Source organism: Klebsiella sp. RIT-PI-d (assembly GCF_001187865.1).
Taxonomy (GTDB): domain Bacteria; phylum Pseudomonadota; class Gammaproteobacteria; order Enterobacterales; family Enterobacteriaceae; genus Superficieibacter.
Genome location: NZ_LGIT01000018.1, coordinates 52205 through 73684 on the forward strand (window position 1 = coordinate 52205; position 21480 = coordinate 73684).

Consider the following 21480-nt stretch of genomic DNA (forward strand, 5'->3'; position numbering starts at 1 on the left):
TTTTATTAGGGATAATCTATGCGAAAATTACGGCCCGTTGTCGGATGGCTGGTAAGCTGTCTGTGTCCGTTTCCACTGTCTGCCGCCGAAGCTCCGCCGACTATCGCTTCAGCTGAACTTGCCCGGCAGCAGGCGCTACCGTCTCTGGACGGCGTGAGCGCGTTACCGCTGGAGACCGCTGCGCCGGGGCTGCTCAGCCTTGAAAAAGCCGTTGATCGCGCCGTGGCATGGCATCCGTCGATTGGCGAAGCCGTGGGCAAGCTGGCATCGCAAAACGATCAAGTTGACGTTGCCCGGGCGAAATATTATCCGCAGGTTAACGCCGGGATGAACAACGGTTATAGCAATACCTACTCCGATAGCGGTTTCAGCCCGTCACTGGTGCTGTCGCTGTCACAAATGCTCTATGACTTTGGCAAGGTCTCCAGTCAGGTCAAAGCCGAACGTGCGGGCGTGGCACAGGAGCAGGCTAACGTGCTGCTGAGTATTGATACCGTCGGGCATGATACCGCCACGGCGCTGGTTCAGGTCCAGACCTGGCAGCAGATGGTGGTTATTGCTCAGGAGCAACTCGACGCACTGAGCACGATTGGCCGTCTTGCCCATCAGCGCAACGACGAAGGAGCCAGTTCGCTGTCTGATGTGGTCCAAACCGAGGCGCGTATCGAAGGCGCACGGGCACAGCTTGTCCAGTATCAGGCCAGTCTTGAAAGCGCTCAGGCGACGCTCATGACCTGGCTTGGCTGGAATAACCTCAACGACATCAGCAACGATTTTCCCGCAAAACTGAACCGCAGTTGCGATATCGCGCAGCCAGATGACCGGCTGGTGCCGTCGGTGCTGGCGGCGTGGGCGCAGGCCAACGTCGCCCAGGCCAATCTGGAATATGCCGATGCCCAGATGACGCCGACCATTTCGCTGGAGCCGGAAGTCAGACACTATCTTAATGATAAATATGCCAACAACGCCGAACTGGATCGCACGCAATACTCTGCCTGGGTACGGGTGCAGATGCCTATCTATCAGGGCGGCGGCCTTACCGCACGACGCAGTGCGGCCAGTCATGCGGTTGACACCGCCCAGTCCACGATCCAGCGCGTGCGCCTCCAGGTGCGCCAGAAGCTGCTCGAAGCACGCAGCGAAGCCCTGAACCTGGCGACCTCGCTTCAGGTGCAGGCCCGTCAGCAGGCGCTCAGTGAGCGCACCCGTCAGCTCTATCAGCAACAATATCTGGATTTAGGCTCGCGTCCGCTGCTGGACGTACTGAACGCCGAACAGGAGGTCTATCAGGCGCGATTCGCGCAGCAGCAAACGCTGAGTCAACTCCACCAGCTTCAGCTTAACTGCCTCTATAACACCGGCAAACTGCGCAGCGCGTTTGGCCTTGAGAACCGTCGAATTCAGTCTGTGGAGATCCAGCCATGATGCACAACGCGATCCCCGAGGATAGCACCTTAACCCGCGACAAACTGGCGCGCTGGGCGCTGGCTATCAGTGATGTGGCCGCGCATTACCGTATCTCCTGTTCACCAGGAACCCTTCAGGCCAGTGCGCCGTGGTTTCAGGGTAAGACGTGGCTGCCTGCACTGACCCAGATGGCGCGCCAGAGCGGGCTCTCTTTTCAGCCATTAAAGGAGCCTGAGCTGGCGCTCTCCCGCTGGCAACTGCCGGTGGTAGCGGTGCTGGCGGACGATCAACTGGCGATAATCGAACAGTTTGACGGTCACGACACGCTTGAGATAAGCGTTATTGGCGACCAGCGGCAGCGTAACCGGGTGGCGTTAAGCGCCCTGCTGACTGAGATCCGCTCCGTGGTGGCGCTGCGCCCACTGTCGGCGCTGAAGGACAGTCGGGTTGATAGCTATCTCTCCCGCTTTCGCCCGGACTGGCTGAAAAGCCTGGTAATGAAAGATCTCAAACCGTACGGCCCGGTGATGCTGGCAGCGCTGCTAATCAACGTCCTGTCGCTTTCCGGGATCATCTTTTCCATGCAGGTTTATGACCGGGTGATCCCGGCGCAGTCGTGGCCCTCGCTGTACGTTCTGGCTATCGGGGTGTTGATCGCGGTGATCTTCGGTTTCCTGCTGCGCATCGCGCGCGGCAATATTATGGATTTGCTGGGGAAACGGGCCGATATGCGTGTCTCCGACCGGGTATTCAGCCACGCCCTGCGCCTGCGCAACAGCGCGATCCCCCGCTCGACCGGCAGCTTTATCTCCCAGTTACGCGAGCTGGAGCAGATCCGCGAAATGGTGACCTCATCCACCATGTCAACGGTGGTCGATCTGCCCTTCTTCTTGCTGTTTATGGTGGTGCTGGCGATCATCGCCCCGCCGCTGGCGTGGATTGCCCCAGTCGCGGCGCTGATGATGATCCTGCCAGGTCTGCTGTTACAGAAGAAGCTGGCGGTGCTGGCGAACCAGTCGGCCCACGAAGCCACGTTGCGCAATGCGGTGCTGGTCGAGAGCGTGCAGGGGCTGGAAGATATCAAATTGATGCAGGCGGAAAACCGCTTTTTACAGCAGTGGAATCACTATATTCGGATCACTGCCGAGTCGGGCCTGCGCACGCGTGAGCTGTCGCAGGGGCTGATCAGCTGGGGGATCACTGTCCAGAGTCTGGTGTACGCAGCGGTAGTGATGTTCGGTGCGCCGCTGGTGATTGAAGGCACCATGACGACCGGGGCAGTGGTCGCAGCGTCAATGCTGGCCTCACGAATGATTGCCCCAATGGCAAACCTGTGCGGCGTGCTGGCCCGCTGGCAACAGGTCAAAGCAGCGAAGGTTGGCCTGGACAGCATTATGCAACTGCCCACCGAGACGCAGCGCGATGACAATCTGGTTCATCAGGAGATTTTCCACGGCCATTACCAGTTTGAGGCGGCGCAATTTCGCTATTACAACGACGATCAGCGCATTCCGCTGCGGGTGAATCGGCTGGAGATTAAGCCCGGCGAGCGCGTGGCCATTCTCGGGCGTAACGGTGCCGGGAAATCCACGCTGCTTCAGGCGCTGGCGGGTGGTATAGAGCTGGCGGGCGGCGAGGCGCGACTTGACAGCCTGAGTCTGGCGCAAATTGATATGGCCGACCTGCGGCGTAATATCGGTTTTCTCAGTCAAAATGCGCGCCTGTTCTACGGTACGCTGCGGGAAAACCTGATGCTGGGTGCGCCCCATGCCAGCGATGACGAGATTTTTAAGGTGCTGGAGATAAGCGGCGCGGCGCATTTTGTTAAAACCCAGCCGAAGGGACTGGATCATCTGATTATGGAGGGCGGTACAGGGCTTTCCGGCGGGCAACGTCAGTCGATCCTGTTGGCCAGAATGCTGTTGCGCTCGCCCAATATCGTGCTGCTTGATGAGCCGACCGCCTCGCTGGATGAACATACCGAGCGGGAATTTATCCAGCGGCTCGGTGAATGGCTGGGTCATCGCACCCTCATCGTCGCCACGCACCGTGTGCCGGTACTCGATCTGGTCGAGCGAGTAGTGGTGTTGAAAGAGGGACAACTGGTGATGGACGCGCCGAAAAATCAGGCGTTAAGCCAGAGTCGTAAGACTATGCCAACAACCGGGCGGGAGGCGAATAATGAAAACCAGTCAGCGTGACGCCGCTTTTGACGATCTCAACGATCAGCGCGAGAATGTTTTCTCCGGGGCAACGCGTATTATTGTACTGTGCACTGCGCTGTTTGCCATCATGGGCATCTGGGCATGGTTTGGCGTTCTGGACGAGGTATCTACCGGCACGGGGAAGGTGGTGCCCAGTTCACGCGAACAGCTTTTACAGTCGCTGGACGGTGGCGTGCTGGCAGAACTGATGGTGCGTGAGGGCGATCAGGTTCAGGCCGGACAGGTTGTGGCGCGCCTGGACCCGACACGATCTGAATCCAACGTCGGCGAAAGTGCGGCGCGTTACCGGGCTTCTTTGGCCTCCAGCGCGCGTCTGTATGCCGAGGTCAGCGACAAGCCGCTGGTGTTTCCGGATTCGCTAAAAGCCTGGCCAGAGCTGATCGCGGCTGAAACCCGACTTTATACCTCCCGCCGGGCGCAGCTTGCTGATGCGCAATCCGAACTTAAAGAAGCGCAGACGTCGGTTAATAAAGAGCTGGCAATCACCCAGCGGCTGGAGAAAAGCGGCGCGGCCAGCCATGTCGAAGTGCTGCGTTTGCAGCGGCAAAAAAGCGATTTGGGCCTGAAACTCAGCGATGTGCGCTCTCAGTATTACGTTCAGGCCCGCGAAGCACTGTCTAAAGCCAATGCCGAAGTCGAGATGCTGTCAGCGATCATTAAAGGCCGGGAAGATTCCGTTACCCGTCTGACGATACGTGCCCCTATGCGCGGTATTGTGAAGAATATTCAGGTGACGACCATCGGCGGCGTGATCCCGCCTAACGGCGAGATGATGGAGATTGTGCCCATCGACGATCGGTTATTAATTGAAGCCCGCTTATCGCCGCGTGATATTGCCTTTATTCATCCTGGTCAGCGGGCACTGGTCAAAATCACCGCTTACGATTATGCGATTTTCGGTGGCATGGAAGGTGAAGTGGAAACCATCTCCCCGGATACTATTCAGGATAAAGTGAAGCCGGAAATTTTTTACTATCGCGTGTTTATCCGCACCCATCAAGATTTTCTGCTCAATAAAGCTGGTCGCCGGTTCTCAATTGCACCGGGGATGATCGCCACAGTGGATATTAAAACCGGGGAAAAAACGATTGTGGATTATCTGATCAAACCGTTTAACCGCGCGAAAGAGGCGCTGCGTGAACGGTAGTGACAGCGAAAACGACACTGGCCGTTTCAACCGGCCGGTGTCGTCGTCACAATGTCAGAACCGGTAGCCTACGCCAACATTAAATCCATTGATAGAACGCGAGCCATCAATATCAATATTGGTGCCTTCGTAGCCGACATTCACGCTAAGGTCCTCAACCGGATTAAATATCACCCCGGCACCATACGCAAATGAAGTGGATTTTTCGTTATAACTTTCACGCCCAACATACCCATCTCCGGCATTACGCCAGGTCGTTTTGGCATCAACTTTTGTTCGCGCTACCCCACCTAAAGCATACAGCGAAACATATTCGTTAATTCGGTACGCCGGCCCTGCCAACAGTGAATAATATTTAGCGTCAATATTATTGTGAACAGCATCGCCTTCAAAATAATAATCCTGACTGTCGTCGCCTTTCAAATAAGTGAATGAACCCAGAACGCTGAGTGGAGAATCAAATTCATAACGATATTGAAGGTTTACACCACGAATATTTTTAGAGCCTTCTACTTTACCTTGAGCATAACCTACTGATACTGAATGATCATCTGCCATTACAGTGCCGCTTACCATGCTGCCAGCGAGCATTACGACCAGAGCTATTTTTTTCACTTTTTTTCCTTTAGGCGTTGTCATAAATTATGCAGAAGTAGCTATCTTGCTCTGCCAATAAAAATGACTGACTGAACGTAACATATTGTTACTCTTCTTAATCCAGGAAGAAATGCAGAATAATCTTAAAGGACAATAAACAGTCGAACAGCCCCCACTAAATATAGTAGGTATTTATTTGCGCTTACTTGCGCTGAACAATAACCTGCTGCCCGGTAAACATATCCGTGACCAGCACCTCATTTTCCTTTTCTGGTGCAAGCATCACTGACCGTATTAGCCGTATTTCCTTTCCCTCGCGCTGCTGATTATTTTCAAAGCTCACCACAATTGATTTATTGCGCCAGTGACCAATATCAAAACCCCCTGCGGCAATAAACATCTGAATATCATTTTCATCGTTAAAGGTATTTGCCGGCAGGATCAGCAGTCGATCGTTAAGGAAAACCTCATAGTACTGGCGCGTGCTGGCAGGATAAATCGTGTTCACCACATGCTCAATACGCCAGTGGTAAACCGTATTTTCATACACCACCGTGCGATTTATCCGGTGATTTTTACAGCCCGAAAGCAGGGATAACAACACGCATCCCACCAGCGTGATTCTTCTGCGTAGCACCATCATTGATCCTTAAAGCGAAAGCCTTAGGGTAGCAGGCGACGGATAAAACCTCCCTCCCCGCTTTTGATAGCCAGGCATTGTTAATTTTATGTCAATATGTGCTGGTATTTGTAAACACTAATAATTATCATTGCCATTCTCAAAAAAGCTTCTTCCCGCACGGGCCAAATAGCGACAAAACCCGTTGCGCTATAACCACATAAAAGAAGCGACACTCTTTTCTGACAGGAATCAGGTATGTCTTTTGATAGCAAAGGAACCGGCACATCCGGTATCGCCGTTTCGGTACTGGCACTGGCTATTCACGCCGTTGTAACTCCCTCCCTCGCCTGGGCCGAAGAGGTTAACGCGGCGGAACAGGTTATGGTGGTTAACGGGACTGAAAGTGCCGCAGAGGGGGATACTGCGCACGATTACAACGTGGCCACTACGCACGCAGGCACCAAAATGACCCTGACACCGCGCGATGTGCCGCAGTCATTCAGCGTCATTACCCAACAGCGAATGGCCGATCAGGATCTGCAAACGGTCGGTGAGGTGCTGGACAATACTACCGGCGTCTCGGCGCAAATCATTGACAGCGAGCGTTCATCCTACTTCTCGCGCGGCTTTGAAATCAGCAATTATACCTATGATGACATCCCCACTTCCGTCAGCGATGTCTGGAACTATGGCGATGCAGCCTCCGATACTGCCATTTATGACCGCATTGAGGTAGTACGCGGCGCAACCGGCCTGATGACCGGCGCGGGAAGCCCGGCAGCGTCTGTGAATATGGTGCGTAAACGCGCGGACAGCAAAGAATTTACCGGCAACGTGAATGCCAGCTACGGCAGCTGGAACACCCAGCGCTACGTGGCGGATGTTTCCGGTCCGCTGAATGAAATGGGATCGGTACGCGGGCGCATTGTGGCAGGTTATCAGGATCAGGACGGCTGGTTAGACCGCTACCATAAATCCAAAAAATTCCTCTACGGCGTGATGGATGCAGATATTACCGAGCGTACCACGCTGTCGCTGGGCTATGACTATCAGGAGAGCAATACCGGCAATCCGACCTGGGGCGGGCTGCCGACCTGGTACAGCAACGGCGTTCGCACACATTACGATCGCAGCACCAATACCGCCGCAGACTGGACGCGCTATAGCCTGGACTCGCGTAAAGTCTTTGCTAATGCCAGCCACAATTTTGATAACGGCTGGGCGCTAAAGCTGAACGGCACGCACGCGGAAGAGAATTTCAATGACAAGCTGCTGTATGTGATGGGTTCACCAGACATGATCACGGGCGAAGGCACCAGCGGCTTTGGCAGTAAGGATAAAGGCAAGCGCAAGCTGGATTCGGTTGATACCTACGCCACCGGACCGTTCACCCTGCTCGGACGCCAGCATGAGCTGGTGGCCGGAGTGAACTATAGCCGTCAGCATAACGCGACCTACAGTTCAGACGGGCCGATTGATAGTCAGCAGATGGGCCGTTTTGATGATAGCTGGAACGGTGATGTTATCGATCCGGCGTGGGGCGACTGGTATCTGAATGCTGATAACGTCGTGCGCCAGAAATCTGCCTATTCTGCCGCCCGCTTCTCCCTGGCCGATCCGCTGTCGTTGATCCTCGGCGCGCGCTATACGCAGTGGAGCACCAACGGCAGCAGCGGAGACGTAAGCAAAACCAACATTACGCCGTATGGTGGGCTGGTTTATGACATCAACGATATCTGGTCAGCGTACGCCAGCTATACCTCTATCTTCCAGCCGCAAACCAAACGCGACAGCAGCGGCAAGTATCTTTCGCCGGTCACGGGTAAAAGCTATGAAACCGGGCTGAAATCCGACTGGATGAATGGTCGTCTGACGGCCACTGTCGCTATATTCCGCATTGAGCAGGATAACGTTGGCCAGTCCATCGACGGTACTTTCGTTAATGGCAGCAGCGAACAGGCATATTACCCGGCGAAAGGTGCTACGAGTAAAGGCGCTGAGTTTGAACTGAACGGCGCGGTAACCGACAACCTGCAGATGACCTTTGGCGCAACCCGTTATGTTGCCCGCGATACAGCAGGTCGATTTAACAGCATGATGCCGCAAACTACCTTTAAGCTGTTTACTCGCTATCAGCTGCCAATGCTGCCGGAGGTCACCGTGGGCGGCGGCGCGAACTGGCAAAATGGCGTATACCGGGATGCGACCGCGCCGAATGGCGACACCAAACGTGTATCGCAGGGCAGTTATCCGCTGGTGAATTTATTTGCTCGCTATCAGATGACAAAACAGCTCGCGGTTCAGGCCAATGTGCAAAACCTGTTTGACCGCAGTTATTACAGCTGGCTGGGCGATTCAGAAGTGTACGGCGAGCCGCTGAACTACTCGGTGAATTTGTCCTATAGCTTCTGAGAAAAATCCCCGGTAAATGCCGGGGATAAACTCATAATGCGTTATTCAGGAATACGCAGAACCTGACCCGGATAAATTTTCTCCGGGCTTTTCAGCATCGGTTTGTTAGCTTCAAAGATTTTATTGTACTGATTTGCATCGCCATAAACCTGCTTAGAAATAGCACTCAGGGTGTCACCTGACTTAACGGTATAGAACTGGCTTTCTTTAGCCGGCGTATCCGTTTTAACCTGATCGTCAACGCTGGCAATGCCGGCAATGTTCCCGACCGCCACCAGCAGCTTTTCTTTGGCTTCCTGACTAAGGGCTACGCCCGAGACAATAGCCGCCCCGTCGGTCACCTGGACGTTAACTTTGTCCGCATCCGGAATACCGGTCTTACTCAGATGGTCCTGTACTTTTTTTGCCTGTTCGTCATGTTGTCCGGACACCGCATCCCAAAGTTTCTCACCCGCGTCTTTTACAAAGTTAAAGAGTCCCATTTTTGCCTCATTATATGCAGTAAGGAGTAAATTGCCGCCGGATATAATTAATCCCGACTTCAGCAATGCTTAATTAATATATAGAGCCGATCGGTAAATAATTTCATCAGTTAATTCTGATAATAATATTTTCCAGGCGTTCGCCAGGAGCAGCAGACGCTTTAATTACGCTGCTGCCAGAACATGACGCTTATTTCTCAAGATGACTGACGCGAACGATCGGCGGGTCCTGTTTTTTATCGAGGCTGCCGCTGACAGTGAGCAGATGATCCGGCTCTACTTCGCGATCGTTAAACACGCTGGGTGGGATCTGGACCTTTATTTCGCCGGTTTTATCGCGGAACTCATAATGGTCGCCGTCGAGTTTTTTCACCAGGTTACCACGGAAAGAAACCGATGCCCCATCATGCATGGCTTTGGCTTTTTCAATGGTAGAGGTACGCGCATCTTCAATTCCACGATACCCGTCATCCATCGCATGTGGCGGCGGCGGGGCTTCACCCGGGTTCAGGCCACCTTTGTCTTCAGCCTGTACGCCCACGCTGAACAACGCGCCGAGCAGAATGAAAAGTGCTGTTTTTTTCATCAGAGCCTCTCCGCTTATTAACGATAAGTAATAAGCCTGGCAGCCATCTTCCATTCCTGCAACTGTGTGCATTTTCTCGCCGTCTGAAGTATCGTTATGCCTCTATTTCTCTGACCGCGCACGCCATCTTTAGCTATATTTAACCAGACGTTATTTATTAATTTAACCGATAACAGTGAAGGTCATAATGAGTAACTCTGTAAATTCATCTATTGCCGAACAAGAGGAACTGTTTCAACTTCCGATAGAAGAAATAGCGGCGCGGCTGGGCCATATTCTGACGCAGCGTAATTTACGTCTGGCGACGGCGGAATCCTGCACCGGAGGACAAATCGCCACCACCTTGTGCGCGACAGAAAATACACCTGAGTTTTACGGCTGCGGCTTCGTCACCTTTAACGATCGGGCAAAAATAAAATTATTACACGTTAATCCGCAGACGCTGGCACAACACAGTGCGGTCAGCCGTCAGACGGTAGAAGAGATGGCGCAAGGCGCGAGGAGTATCTCAGGTGAGCCGATTTCCGTTGCGGTTAGCGGTTATGCCGGGCCTGAAGACGGTCCCGACGGAACGCCAGCGGGATTTATCTGGTTTGCCTGGTCGATGTTTGATCAACCGGTAGCCAGTGAATTCCGGCAGTTCAGCGGCACCTGCGAAGCGGTCATTAACCAGGCGGTAAAATTCGCGCTGATACGTATACTTCAGCGGCTGGAAAAAAATCATGAAGGCGCCTCAGAGTAACACTCTGAGGCGCTTACTTTTAATTTCGCGTTTGTATCCAGAAAGCGTGGATCAGGCCCGGGATATACCCCAACAGAGTCAGGATAATATTTAGCAGAAACGCCAGACCTAAGCCTTTACCCAGCAATACGCCTAACGGAGGCAAAATAATGGTGATTACGACACGCCAGAAACCCATAAATACTCCCTATAAAAAGCAGGCTATTGTAAAAAAAGGAATTTTATCTCCACAAGTCACTAGTGTAGTCAACGACGGCTAATACGCCTGACCTTTTACCCTCTTTTACCTTCCCGGCATTCATATGCTACTGTTTTGACCGATAACCCGTAAACAGGAGAGTAAGTATGTTCTCAACAGGCGATATTGTGCAGCCGCGCATCGGTGGCCAAAAATTAAAAATCGTTGAAGTTCACGACGATCAGATTGTGGCCGTGCCGACCAGTAATGAGCAGGGAGAGAAAATCACTCTGAAAGCCGCCGATGTAGTGCACTATTCCGAAGATGGCGATTTCGGCGTGTGCTAATTGCGGGCGGCAAGGTTCACCTTGCCGCGTCAAACATCATAGCCAGGCATATAAAAACCAATGCCTCACTGGTAGCATGATCCTCTGCCTATCGCGCTTTATGCCAACGAAATATGCTCCCTTGGCTTGAAAACATTATGCTGGCTTATCTTATGCTGAACACGCTGAGACAACGCCGCATTGTTATTGAGAACGTCCCGCGTGTAAAACATAACCATATGATTAGATTAGATAAATTAAAGACCGGCAACGAAAATAACGAAACGCTGAAAAAACGACCGCTCGCAAAGCGATTTATCGACATAAAGCGTTTAAATAAAAATAATTCACTAGTTGTAGGTTTATAGGCAGCGATATAATCTATACGCATCAAATGAAGCGGCGATAACCGCTAAAATCCTATTTACCTTCTTCTCAGGAGCATTACCATGTTCTCTGCGCAGTCTCGTCTGCGTCACGCGGTAGCAGACACATTTGCTATGGTGGTCTATTGCTCCGTTGTGAATATGCTCATCGAGATATTCCTCTCCAATATGACCTTTGAGCAGTCCCTTTCATCACGGCTGGTGGCTATCCCGGTTAACATTATTATTGCGTGGCCGTACGGGTTTTATCGTGATGCTTTTATGCGGCAGGCCCGGCGGATCAGCCCGGCAGGATGGGTTAAAAATCTGGCAGACATCATTGCCTATGTGACCTTTCAGTCACCGGTCTATGTGGCGATTTTGCTTACGGTGGGCGCGGGCTGGCCGCAAATTGTGGCGGCCGTCAGCTCGAACATCGTCGTGTCTATGTTAATGGGGGCGGTGTACGGCTACTTTCTCGATTACTGCCGCCGTCTGTTTCGCGTGGCAGACTATCAGCAGGTAAAAGCCTGACGGCGGAGGGTCAACCCGGCTGATACTCGCCGAATACGCCCTGCACAAAACGTTCGAGGGCCATGCGTGAACTAAAACCATGGGGAATACCGTAGTGTTCTTCACGGTGCCCTCCCAGATAAAGCGGGAATTGTTGATAGTGATCGCAGGTTTTTACATCCGAGGCCGGGTCCGCGAGCGTCATGCAACGTTCTTTCAGGGTGGGATGCACAATCAGTGCCGTTCTGCCCATGCGCGCTTCGCGATTCACATAAACGTAGTCCTCACCGCGCTGATAGCCATAGGTTTTCTGAGTTACCACATCTATTGTGAACCCCATTCTTTCGAGAACACGAGCCACTTCATCGGGTCGTAAGTACATATTTTATCCTCATTATCTTTTACTGCAGCGCCACCTTACCGTATTCAGCATCACCCTCGCTTTCAGAAAAGTCCATAAAAGTATTTATCGCGCTGCGTTTAGCTTCAGGGTTAAAAAGCTGGTCTACACTTAAAAACACATCGAAATCAATGGAGGATCACATGTTAAATCGACCGAACCGTAACGATGTAGATGACGGCGTTCAGGACATCCAGAATGACGTTAATCAATTAGCCGACAGCCTGGAGTCAGTGCTGAAGTCCTGGGGCAGCGATGCCAAAGGCGAAGCTGAAGAAGCGCGTCGTAAAGCGAAAGCGCTGCTGAAAGAGACCCGCGCGCGTGCTCAGGGCCGTACTCGTGTCGGCCAGGCAACGCGCGATGCCGTTGGCTGTGCAGAATCATTCGTCCGCGACAGACCGTGGTGTGGCGTAGGTACAGCGGCAGCCGTAGGTATTTTCGTCGGCGCTCTGTTAAGTCTGCGTCGCCGTTAATCAGTTTTACCCGCCTGACTAAAACCCCCGCCGGCGAAAGCCGCGGGGGTTTTCTTTTTTATCCGTTTTGCGCGCGTTCTCGCCGCCAGTCCAACCATAGTGCCCTCTCCCGCGCTACGTTACGCAGCCAGGTAAATCACCGTGAAAAATACCATATCTTGTATGGTTGAACTTTTATTCTTCTACATCTAGTATCTGATCGTATCAGCCAACACAATAGTCGACGCGCATCTTGCGCCATAACTTCTATTCTAAATGGAAATACGAATCATGAGCATTATTATTTACACTCGAAATGACTGTGTTCAGTGCCATGCCACAAAACGGGCGATGGAGAGCCGCGGTCTGACCTTTGAACTGGTCAACCTCGATATTCAGCCGGAAGAAATTGAGACATTACGGGCGCAGGGTTTTCGTCAGCTCCCGGTGGTGATCGCCGGTGAGACGCGCTGGTCAGGTTTTCGCCCGGATATGATCAATCGCCTTAGCGCGACGCCTGTTGCTGTGAGTCTATGAGTACCCTCGTCTACTTCTCCAGCAGCTCGGAGAATACACAGCGCTTTATAGCGCGGCTGGGGCTTCCCGCTATACGTATTCCGCTTAATGAACGGGAGCGTATTCGGGTCACTGCGCCCTACATTTTGATTGTCCCGAGCTATGGCGGCGGCGGAACCGCTGGCGCGGTGCCGCGGCAGGTGATCCGATTTTTAAACGATGAACATAATCGCGCCTTGATCCGCGGGGTAATTAGCTCCGGCAATCGCAATTTTGCCGAGGCTTACGGCCGTGCCGGCGATGTGATTTCGCAAAAATGCGCCGTTCCCTGGCTCTACCGTTTTGAGCTGATGGGAACACAACACGATATTGATACTGTGCGAAAAGGAGTGAGCGAATTTTGGCAACGACAACCGCAGAACGCGTAACGCAGGCCGCGCCGGATTACCATGCGCTGAACGCGATGTTAAATCTCTACGATAAAGATGGCCGTATTCAGTTCGAAAAAGATCATCAGGCGGTGGATGCGTTTATGTCGGCTCACGTTGTGCCGAATACCGTGTCGTTTCCCCATCAGCAGGCCCGGCTTGACTGGCTGGTCGGCGAAAGTTATTACGATGAAAGCGTACTGGCCCGTTACGACCGCGCTTTTGTGGTCGATCTGTTCGCTCAGGCGCATGCCAGCGGTTTTCGTTTCCAGACCTTTCTTGGCGCATGGAAATTTTACACCAGCTACACGCTCAAAACGTTTGATGGCAAACGCTATCTTGAGCATTTCGAAGATCGCGTCACCATGGTGGCACTGACCCTGGCGCAGGGTGATACGGTGCTGGCCCGACAACTGACCGATGAAATGCTGTCCGGGCGCTTTCAGCCTGCTACCCCCACATTTCTTAACTGCGGCAAAAAGCAGCGCGGCGAACTGGTTTCCTGTTTCCTGCTGCGTATTGAAGACAATATGGAGTCAATTGGCCGGGCGGTAAACTCGGCGCTCCAGCTCTCTAAACGGGGCGGCGGCGTGGCATTTCTGCTGTCAAACCTGCGCGAGGCGGGCGCACCGATCAAGCGCATTGAAAATCAGTCCTCCGGCGTGATCCCGGTGATGAAGATGCTGGAAGATGCGTTTTCGTACGCAAACCAACTGGGGGCGCGTCAGGGTGCCGGGGCGGTCTATCTTCATGCTCATCATCCGGATATTCAGCAGTTCCTTGATACCAAACGCGAAAATGCCGACGAAAAAATTCGCATTAAAACGCTATCGCTGGGGGTCGTGATCCCCGACGTCACCTTTCGTCTGGCAAAAGAAAATGGTCAAATGGCCCTGTTTTCGCCTTACGACGTCGAGCGTATTTACGGCAAACCGTTTGGTGATATTGCCGTCAGCGAGCGCTATGACGAAATGGTGGCCGATGAGCGCATCCGTAAAAAATACATCAGCGCCCGGGACTTTTTTCAGCGGCTTGCCGAGATCCAGTTTGAGTCCGGCTATCCGTACATCATGTTTGAAGATACCGTCAATCAGGCCAACCCGATCCACGGGCGCATTAATATGAGCAATCTCTGTTCAGAGATTTTACAGGTTAACAGCGCATCAACGTATGATGAAAATCTTGATTATGCTCAGGTCGGGCACGATATCTCCTGCAACCTTGGTTCGCTCAATATTGCCCATACTATGGACTCGCCGGACTTTGGCCGCACTGTTGAAGCGGCGGTTCGTGGTCTGACGGCTGTCTCAGATATGAGCCATATTCGCTCAGTTCCCTCAGTAGCGGCGGGTAATGCTCAATCACACGCCATTGGCCTCGGACAAATGAATCTGCACGGCTACCTGGCGCGGGAAGGTATTGCCTACGGCTCGCCGGAAGGGCTGGATTTCACCAATCTCTATTTTTATACCGTGACCTGGCACGCGCTGAATACCTCGATGATGATGGCCCGCGAACGTCAGCAGCGCTTTGCCGGATTTGAACAGTCACGCTATGCCAGCGGAGACTATTTCCGTCAGTATCTTGAAGAGGAGTGGCAGCCGAAAACCGCTAAAGTGCGTGCGCTTTTTGTCCGCGCCGGTATAACGCTGCCTACTCGCGCCATGTGGCAACAGCTCTGTGAAGAGGTGAAGCGTTACGGTATCTATAACCAGAATTTGCAGGCGGTGCCGCCGACCGGATCCATCTCCTATATTAATCATGCGACCTCCAGCATTCATCCGATTGTCTCAAAAGTAGAAATTCGCAAAGAAGGTAAAACCGGGCGCGTTTACTACCCGGCGCCGTTTATGACCAACGACAATCTGGCGCTGTTTCAGGATGCGTATGATATCGGGGCACAAAAAATTATTGATACCTATGCCGAAGCCACTCGTCATGTCGATCAGGGGCTGTCGCTGACGCTGTTTTTCCCGGATACCGCGACTACCCGGGATATCAATAAAGCGCAGATTTACGCGTGGAAGAAAGGCATCAAAACGCTGTATTACATCCGTCTGCGCCAGCGGGCCCTGGAAGGTACTGAAATTGAAGGCTGCGTGTCCTGTGCGCTGTGAGGAGAAAAGGATGAACAATCTGTCGCGCGTGAGCGCCGTCAACTGGAATAAAATCCATGACGATAAGGATTTAGAAGTCTGGAATCGGCTAACCAGTAATTTCTGGCTGCCCGAAAAGGTGCCGCTGTCGAATGACATTCCGGCCTGGCAAGGGCTAAGTCCGGCGGAACAGCAGTTGACCATCCGCGTGTTTACCGGTCTGACGCTGCTCGATACTATCCAGAATACCGTCGGCGCACCGGCGCTGATGGCCGATGCCCTGACTCCGCATGAAGAAGCGGTGCTATCCAATGTCAGTTTTATGGAAGCTGTACATGCCCGCTCCTACAGTTCGATTTTTTCGACGTTGTGCCAGACCAAAGATGTGGATGCCGCCTATCAGTGGAGTGAAGAAAACGGGCCGCTTCAGCGTAAAGCCCAGCTGATCCTTACGCATTATCATGCCGACCAACCGCTAAAGAAAAAGATTGCCAGCGTCTTCCTTGAGTCATTTTTATTTTATTCCGGCTTCTGGCTACCGATGTACTTTTCCAGCCGCGGCAAGCTAACCAATACGGCCGATCTTATTCGCCTGATTATTCGGGATGAGGCGGTACACGGTTACTATATTGGCTATAAGTATCAGAAAGGGCTGGAGAAAATAAGTGCCGGGGAGCGCGAGGAACTTAAAAACTTCGCCCTTGATTTACTTATGGATCTCTATGATAACGAGCTGGCGTATACCCACGAACTTTACGCCGGAACCGGCTGGGAGGAAGATGTGCAATCCTTCCTCTGCTATAACGCCAATAAAGCGCTGATGAATTTAGGTTATGAGCCGTTGTTTCCTCAGGAAATGGCAGAGGTCAATCCGGCGATCCTGGCGGCGCTGTCTCCCAATGCCGATGAGAACCACGATTTCTTCTCCGGTTCAGGCTCGTCTTATGTGATGGGTAAAGCGGTAGAAACCGAAGACGAAGACTGGAATTTCTGAATCCGCAACATGGCGGGCGCACTCACGCCCGCTACGCCATCAGCCACGCGGATGCAGCGGGATACGCGACAGGCATGATACCAGGTCGAGTTCAGTGCGTTGAAACGGAATGCCATTTTCATCAAACACATCATGAAACCAGAGATGGGCATAATCGCCCTGCTCTTTCAGCAGACCCGGCCACGGTATAACGGTCTGCGTTTTTCCGCGCACCAGCCCCCATTGATACGGCACTACGTTACAGCCGTGCATCAGCGGTAATTGCGCCTCAAAAGTACTGCCAACGTGGCGGGCCAGCCATTCGGTACAAAATACAGGACGCCCCCACTGTTCCACATGACGGATGGTTTTGACCATTTTTGCGGTGCTTACATAGGCGTGAAAACTGATGATATCGGAAAGCGCCAGCGCCGCCTGGTCAACAGGATGTTGATAAATCTCAGTCTCTGGCTCATCCGGGTCCTGCGACAGATGCCACGCGGCCACCGTTAACGGCTGTACCGGATCTTCTTCTCTCGCCCACTGGAACGCGTGGGTCATGAGTTGCAGGGCAAAATACTCCAGCTTTTCATCGTACAATACCTCTTGTGTACCGCTGGCAAAGCTACTCCGGTTGCCCGGCTCATTGTATAAATCCCAGACCACGATGCGCCGATCGTCACGGAAGGTATGAATGATATCGCGCACGTAGCGCTCAATGTGCGGCCAGACGGCATAATCGCAGACGTTGTCACGCCCGGGACTGGCTGCCGCCTGGCTGTTATGTATGCCGGGGACAGGCGCTTTCTGCGGCCCGAGGTAAGGCTGATCGCCAGAGAAGCCGCAATCGTCCATCAGCGTCAGCATAGTACGAAAACGGTGCTGCGCGGCGAGGGTTAAAAACGCGTTAATACGATCGATTAACCCGTCGCGATCGTACTGCCAGACGATAAACGGCAGATTAATACGCAGCGTGTTATAGCCTGTGGCCTGCGCCCATCCCAGCTCCCGATCGATAGTCGCCAGATCGAAAGTGTCGGCCTGCCATAACTCCGTCCAGTTGACCGCCGTTCGCGGTAAATAGTTAAACCCGCACATCCATCCCTGCTGCTGATACCAGTCATTTGCTTGTTCCGTAGTCCATTGCTGACGCATCGTGTCTCCTGTCCATCTTCAGGTAATATTTATTAGCTAATAAATATTACCTGCTTTAATCAACTGCAAGCAGGGGATAAAATAAGTGTTAGTGTGATCACACTCATTGCTTTTACCTGCACAGCAGCAAAACCGCATAACGGCTGTGATATAGTGGCAAAAATTCAGATAACCGATAGCAAAGATCATGAAAAAGAAAGAGAAAATCACCATGAACGATATTGCTCGCGACGCGGGTGTATCGCAGGCTACGGTGTCACTGATCCTGAATAATGCGCAGAGCAGTAAACTCAGCGAGGAGACTCGCCAGCGAGTTATCCAGACGGCACAAAAGCTGGGCTACAAAAAAATTGCGCCTCCACATCAGTCTGAAGGTCAGGAAGAGATCGCGCTTCTGATCAATGCGATGCCCGGATACGATCCTTTCACGGAGGCCTTTAATCAGGCACGCGATGCCGCCTGGCGTAACAACACGTTACTGACGATTTATGACTACGGAGATGATAATCAGCTGGCTATTCATATCATCCGCCAGCTTGAGCAGCGGCGCTGCGCCGGGATCATTCTTGCCTCACCGATCACCCGCGCCATCGATTTCGCCCCGTTTGAAAATTGCATCCGTATTCCCCTGATCCTGCTCAATGTCTACGACCGTCACTATCCGATGGTGCCCACGTTTTTACCCAACGATTACGCCAATGCATTTCAGATCACCCGCCACCTCATCGCCCAGGGCGCAACGCGTATTGCCCATATTACTGGCGATCGCTGGATGGATGCGTCCAGGCATCGTCAGGAAGGATATTGCGCTGCCCTGTCACAGGCCGGTCTTCCGTGCGATGCGACGTTAATACGTCATACTCAGTGGCAGCTTAATGAAAGTTATCAGGCAACCTGTCAGCTGATGCAGTCCGCTGCGCCTCCGGACGCGATATTTTGCGCCAGCGACTGGATCGCATTAGGGTGCTATCAGGCGCTGGCTGAGTTGCAAATCAGCATCCCGCAACAGGTGATGGTGGCAGGCTACGACGATCAGCATTACACCACTCAGTTGACTCCTCCATTGACCAGCATTCAGCTCCCTTACGCCGAGTTAAGCCGTCTGGCGGTGGAATACCTGTGTGAAGGAGAAGACGCGGCAACCCAGGTGATCATGACCGGAAAATTACGGATTCGAGCGTCCACACAGCGTTAATTATTTTGCTCATTTCCGTCCAGAAAATAGCCCTTATTTTCTCGACGGAAATATCTTAAAGACTGCATGATTATCACACAAATATTTCAATTTAGGTTAAGGTAGATATTGCCGTGCGCATTCGTCAGAATCTTCCGATTCAGGACGTGCTTTCGCTGTGGTTTCAAAAAATATCGACTTTATTTCATTGCTGCTCAGCCCTTATATCATGGGAAGTCGCGCCGATCCTCGTGCGGCAATATTCATGCCAACCGGAATCACAAGGGTTGTCTCAGATTCTCAGTATGCTAGGGTATAGCCCGGTTATTATTTCGGATAGGTAGTAAATCGACAAAATCAAATAACGGGAATCTTTTTATTGCATGGCAATTAAATTAGAAGTTAAGAATCTATATAAAGTATTTGGTGAGCATCCACAGCGCGCATTCAAATATATCGAAAAAGGACTTTCGAAAGAGCAAATTCTGGAAAAAACTGGGCTATCGCTTGGCGTTAAAGACGCAAGTCTGGCCATTGAAGAAGGCGAGATATTTGTCATCATGGGATTATCCGGTTCGGGTAAATCCACAATGGTACGCCTTCTCAATCGCCTGATTGAACCCACCCGTGGACAGGTGCTGATTGACGGCGTAGATATCGCCAAAATATCAGATGCTGAACTCCGTGAGGTGCGCAGAAAGAAGATTGCTATGGTATTCCAGTCCTTCGCACTGATGCCCCATATGACCGTGCTGGATAATACCGCATTCGGTATGGAGCTGGCGGGCGTTTCAGCGGCAGAACGTCAGGAAAAGGCGCTGGACGCGCTGCGTCAGGTGGGTCTGGAAAATTATGCTCACGGCTATCCTGATGAACTCTCTGGCGGTATGCGCCAGCGCGTAGGTCTGGCCCGCGCGTTAGCGATTAACCCGGATATTTTGCTGATGGACGAAGCGTTCTCGGCACTCGACCCGCTTATTCGTACTGAGATGCAGGATGAGCTGGTAAAATTGCAGGCGAAACATCAACGTACCGTCGTGTTTATTTCTCACGATCTGGATGAAGCCATGCGCATCGGCGACCGTATTGCCATTATGCAAAATGGTGAAGTGGTTCAGGTGGGCACCCCTGATGAAATTCTGAATAACCCGGCCAATGATTATGTCCGCACCTTCTTCCGCGGCGTGGATATTAGCCAGGTATTCAGCGCCAAAGATATTGCCCGCCGCAGCCCGGTCGGTTTGATTCGTAAAACCCCAGGTTTCGGTCCGCGTTCTGCGCTCAAATTATTGCAGGATGAAGATCGTGAATACGGTTATGTCATCGAGCGTGGCAATAAATATGTCGGCATTGTCTCTATCGATTCGCTGAAAATGGCGCTTAGCCAACAGCAGGGTATCGAAACGGCGTTAATTGAGTCGCCGCTGGCCGTAGATGCGCAAACGCCACTCAGCGAATTGCTCTCCCACGTAGGTCAGGCGCCCTGTGCCGTTCCGGTGGTGGACGAAGAGCAACAATACCTTGGCATCATCTCAAAACGCATGTTGCTACAGTCTTTAGATCGCGAGGGGGCTAACAATGGCTGATCAAAATAACCCGTGGGAAACCGCACCAGCTGCCGATAACGCAGCCCAGTCCGCCGATGCATGGGGTGCACCTGCAGCCCCTGCCGACGGTGGCGGCAGTGCCGACTGGCTGACCAGCGCGCCCGCTCCGGCACCGGAGCACTTCAATATTATGGACCCGTTCCATAAGACGCTGATCCCGCTGGATAGCTGGGTCACGCAGGGGATCGACTGGGTTGTCACCCATTTCCGCCCGGTGTTTCAGGGTATTCGTGTCCCGGTGGATTATATCCTCAACGGCTTCCAGCAACTGCTGCTGGGAATGCCTGCGCCGGTAGCGATTATTGTCTTCACCCTGATTGCCTGGCAGATTTCCGGCCTCGGAATGGGCGTTGCCACCCTGGTGTCGCTGATTGCCATTGGCGCGATTGGTGCCTGGTCACAGGCGATGATCACTCTGGCGCTGGTGCTAACTGCCCTGCTGTTCTGCGTGATCCTCGGACTACCGCTGGGGATCTGGCTGGCGCGAAGTCCGCGCGCCTCCAAAATTATTCGCCCGCTGCTGGATGCGATGCAGACCACACCTGCTTTCGTTTATCTGGTGCCTATCGTAATGCTGTTCGGGATTGGCAACGTTCCAGGCGTCGTGGTAACAATTATCTTCGCCCTGCCGCCGATTGTGCGCCTGACTATCCTCGGGATTAATCAGGTTCCGGCCGATCTGATCGAAGCCTCGCGCTCCTTTGGCGCCAGCCCGCGTCAGATGCTGTTTAAAGTACAGCTCCCGCTGGCGATGCCTACCATTATGGCCGGCGTTAATCAGACGCTGATGCTGGCGCTGTCGATGGTGGTAATTGCCTCGATGATCGCCGTCGGCGGTCTGGGTCAAATGGTACTGCGCGGTATTGGCCGTCTCGATATGGGTCTGGCTACCGTGGGCGGCGTCGGGATCGTCATTCTGGCCATCATTCTTGATCGCCTCACGCAGGCCGTTGGACGCGATTCACGCAGCCGTGGCAATCGCCGCTGGTATGCTACTGGTCCGCTGGGCCTCGTCACGCGTCCCTTCATCAAATAGCAATTTTGGCCCGGTCACCGCCGGGCTAACACAACTACACC

22 protein-coding genes are annotated in these 21480 nt (G+C 52.8%); 15 read left to right on the plus strand and 7 right to left on the minus strand.

All coding sequences use genetic code 11. The annotated features are described in order from the left end of the window. Positions 1-18: 18 nt before the first annotated feature. From AC791_RS19105 to AC791_RS19115, 3 genes are read left to right on the plus strand one after another with little or no spacing between them, the layout of a single operon-like run. A complete protein-coding gene (locus AC791_RS19105; RefSeq protein ID WP_049842076.1) occupies positions 19-1425 on the plus strand; it encodes a TolC family outer membrane protein in 1407 nt (468 codons plus the stop codon). Next, entirely contained in the window at positions 1422-3608 is a 2187-nt protein-coding gene (locus tag AC791_RS19110; RefSeq protein ID WP_049842077.1) for a type I secretion system permease/ATPase, read from the plus strand. The genes AC791_RS19105 and AC791_RS19110 overlap by 4 nt, the downstream gene beginning before the upstream one ends. After that, complete coding sequence (locus AC791_RS19115; RefSeq protein ID WP_049842078.1) at positions 3589-4779, plus strand: HlyD family efflux transporter periplasmic adaptor subunit; 1191 nt, start codon at positions 3589-3591, stop codon at positions 4777-4779. The genes AC791_RS19110 and AC791_RS19115 overlap by 20 nt, the downstream gene beginning before the upstream one ends. 54 nt (positions 4780-4833) lie before the next feature. Here AC791_RS19115 and AC791_RS19120 read toward each other — a convergent pair whose 3' ends face one another. After that, the gene (locus AC791_RS19120; protein ID WP_199485524.1) at positions 4834-5394 is read right to left on the minus strand and encodes an Ail/Lom family outer membrane beta-barrel protein; all 561 of its coding nucleotides are present in this window, start codon (positions 5392-5394) and stop codon (positions 4834-4836) included. 184 nt (positions 5395-5578) lie between these two features. Continuing rightward, complete coding sequence (locus AC791_RS19125; protein ID WP_049842080.1) at positions 5579-6019, minus strand: hypothetical protein; 441 nt, start codon at positions 6017-6019, stop codon at positions 5579-5581. A gap of 234 nt (positions 6020-6253) precedes the next feature. Between AC791_RS19125 and fhuE the strand changes: the two genes are divergently transcribed. Beyond that, positions 6254-8410 (plus strand): ferric-rhodotorulic acid/ferric-coprogen receptor FhuE, encoded by a 2157-nt coding sequence (fhuE, locus tag AC791_RS19130; protein ID WP_049842081.1) that lies wholly within the window; start codon positions 6254-6256, stop codon positions 8408-8410. A 41-nt stretch (positions 8411-8451) separates the two neighbouring features. Here fhuE and lysM read toward each other — a convergent pair whose 3' ends face one another. Both lysM and AC791_RS19140 read right to left on the minus strand, forming a co-directional pair. Next, on the minus strand, positions 8452-8892 hold the full coding sequence (gene lysM, locus AC791_RS19135; protein WP_049842082.1) for a peptidoglycan-binding protein LysM: 441 nt from the start codon (positions 8890-8892) through the stop codon (positions 8452-8454). Positions 8893-9082: 190 nt separating this feature from the next. Beyond that, positions 9083-9478, minus strand: a complete 396-nt coding sequence (locus AC791_RS19140) for a YgiW/YdeI family stress tolerance OB fold protein (protein WP_049842083.1) — start codon at positions 9476-9478, stop codon at positions 9083-9085. 187 nt (positions 9479-9665) lie between these two features. On the opposite strand from AC791_RS19140, the gene AC791_RS19145 reads away from it, so the two are divergent. After that, positions 9666-10220, plus strand: coding sequence for a 2-oxo-tetronate isomerase (locus AC791_RS19145; protein ID WP_049842084.1), 555 nt, complete (start codon positions 9666-9668; stop codon positions 10218-10220). Between the two features lie 19 nt (positions 10221-10239). Here the strand turns inward: AC791_RS19145 and AC791_RS20120 are convergent, their stop codons facing one another. Beyond that, positions 10240-10398, minus strand: coding sequence for a YqaE/Pmp3 family membrane protein (locus AC791_RS20120; RefSeq protein ID WP_072094411.1), 159 nt, complete (start codon positions 10396-10398; stop codon positions 10240-10242). Between the two features lie 167 nt (positions 10399-10565). Here AC791_RS20120 and AC791_RS19150 point away from each other — a divergent pair, with 167 nt between their 5' ends. Together AC791_RS19150 and alaE are read left to right on the plus strand one after the other, a co-directional pair. After that, on the plus strand, positions 10566-10745 hold the full coding sequence (locus AC791_RS19150; RefSeq protein WP_049842085.1) for a hypothetical protein: 180 nt from the start codon (positions 10566-10568) through the stop codon (positions 10743-10745). A gap of 428 nt (positions 10746-11173) precedes the next feature. Then, complete coding sequence (gene alaE, locus AC791_RS19160) at positions 11174-11623, plus strand: L-alanine exporter AlaE (protein ID WP_049842087.1); 450 nt, start codon at positions 11174-11176, stop codon at positions 11621-11623. Between the two features lie 10 nt (positions 11624-11633). Here alaE and AC791_RS19165 read toward each other — a convergent pair whose 3' ends face one another. Continuing rightward, on the minus strand, positions 11634-11984 hold the full coding sequence (locus tag AC791_RS19165) for a DUF2002 family protein (protein ID WP_049842088.1): 351 nt from the start codon (positions 11982-11984) through the stop codon (positions 11634-11636). Positions 11985-12145: 161 nt separating this feature from the next. Between AC791_RS19165 and AC791_RS19170 the strand changes: the two genes are divergently transcribed. From AC791_RS19170 to nrdF, 5 genes are all read left to right on the plus strand, one after another. Next, on the plus strand, positions 12146-12475 hold the full coding sequence (locus tag AC791_RS19170; protein ID WP_049842089.1) for a DUF883 domain-containing protein: 330 nt from the start codon (positions 12146-12148) through the stop codon (positions 12473-12475). 270 nt (positions 12476-12745) lie between these two features. After that, on the plus strand, positions 12746-12991 hold the full coding sequence (gene nrdH / locus AC791_RS19175; protein WP_049842090.1) for a glutaredoxin-like protein NrdH: 246 nt from the start codon (positions 12746-12748) through the stop codon (positions 12989-12991). Further along, a complete protein-coding gene (nrdI, locus tag AC791_RS19180; protein ID WP_049842091.1) occupies positions 12988-13398 on the plus strand; it encodes a class Ib ribonucleoside-diphosphate reductase assembly flavoprotein NrdI in 411 nt (136 codons plus the stop codon). Before nrdH ends, nrdI begins: the two co-directional genes overlap by 4 nt. Beyond that, a complete protein-coding gene (gene nrdE / locus AC791_RS19185; protein WP_049842092.1) occupies positions 13371-15515 on the plus strand; it encodes a class 1b ribonucleoside-diphosphate reductase subunit alpha in 2145 nt (714 codons plus the stop codon). Before nrdI ends, nrdE begins: the two co-directional genes overlap by 28 nt. A gap of 10 nt (positions 15516-15525) precedes the next feature. Continuing rightward, positions 15526-16488 carry a class 1b ribonucleoside-diphosphate reductase subunit beta gene (nrdF, locus tag AC791_RS19190; RefSeq protein WP_049842093.1) on the plus strand — a complete coding sequence of 321 codons (963 nt, stop codon included), beginning with the start codon at positions 15526-15528 and terminating at the stop codon, positions 16486-16488. Positions 16489-16527: 39 nt separating this feature from the next. Here nrdF and AC791_RS19195 read toward each other — a convergent pair whose 3' ends face one another. Continuing rightward, positions 16528-17622, minus strand: a complete 1095-nt coding sequence (locus AC791_RS19195; protein WP_049842094.1) for a 1,4-beta-xylanase — start codon at positions 17620-17622, stop codon at positions 16528-16530. A 187-nt stretch (positions 17623-17809) separates the two neighbouring features. On the opposite strand from AC791_RS19195, the gene AC791_RS19200 reads away from it, so the two are divergent. The 3 genes from AC791_RS19200 to proW all read left to right on the plus strand — a co-directional run bounded on the left by AC791_RS19200 (position 17810) and on the right by proW (position 21439). Further along, positions 17810-18817: a LacI family DNA-binding transcriptional regulator gene (locus AC791_RS19200; RefSeq protein WP_049842095.1), complete on the plus strand. Its 1008-nt coding sequence runs from the start codon at positions 17810-17812 to the stop codon at positions 18815-18817. 362 nt (positions 18818-19179) lie between these two features. After that, entirely contained in the window at positions 19180-20382 is a 1203-nt protein-coding gene (proV, locus tag AC791_RS19205) for a glycine betaine/L-proline ABC transporter ATP-binding protein ProV (RefSeq protein WP_049842096.1), read from the plus strand. After that, positions 20375-21439 carry a glycine betaine/L-proline ABC transporter permease ProW gene (gene proW, locus AC791_RS19210; protein WP_049842097.1) on the plus strand — a complete coding sequence of 355 codons (1065 nt, stop codon included), beginning with the start codon at positions 20375-20377 and terminating at the stop codon, positions 21437-21439. The genes proV and proW overlap by 8 nt, the downstream gene beginning before the upstream one ends. Positions 21440-21480 lie beyond the last annotated feature (41 nt).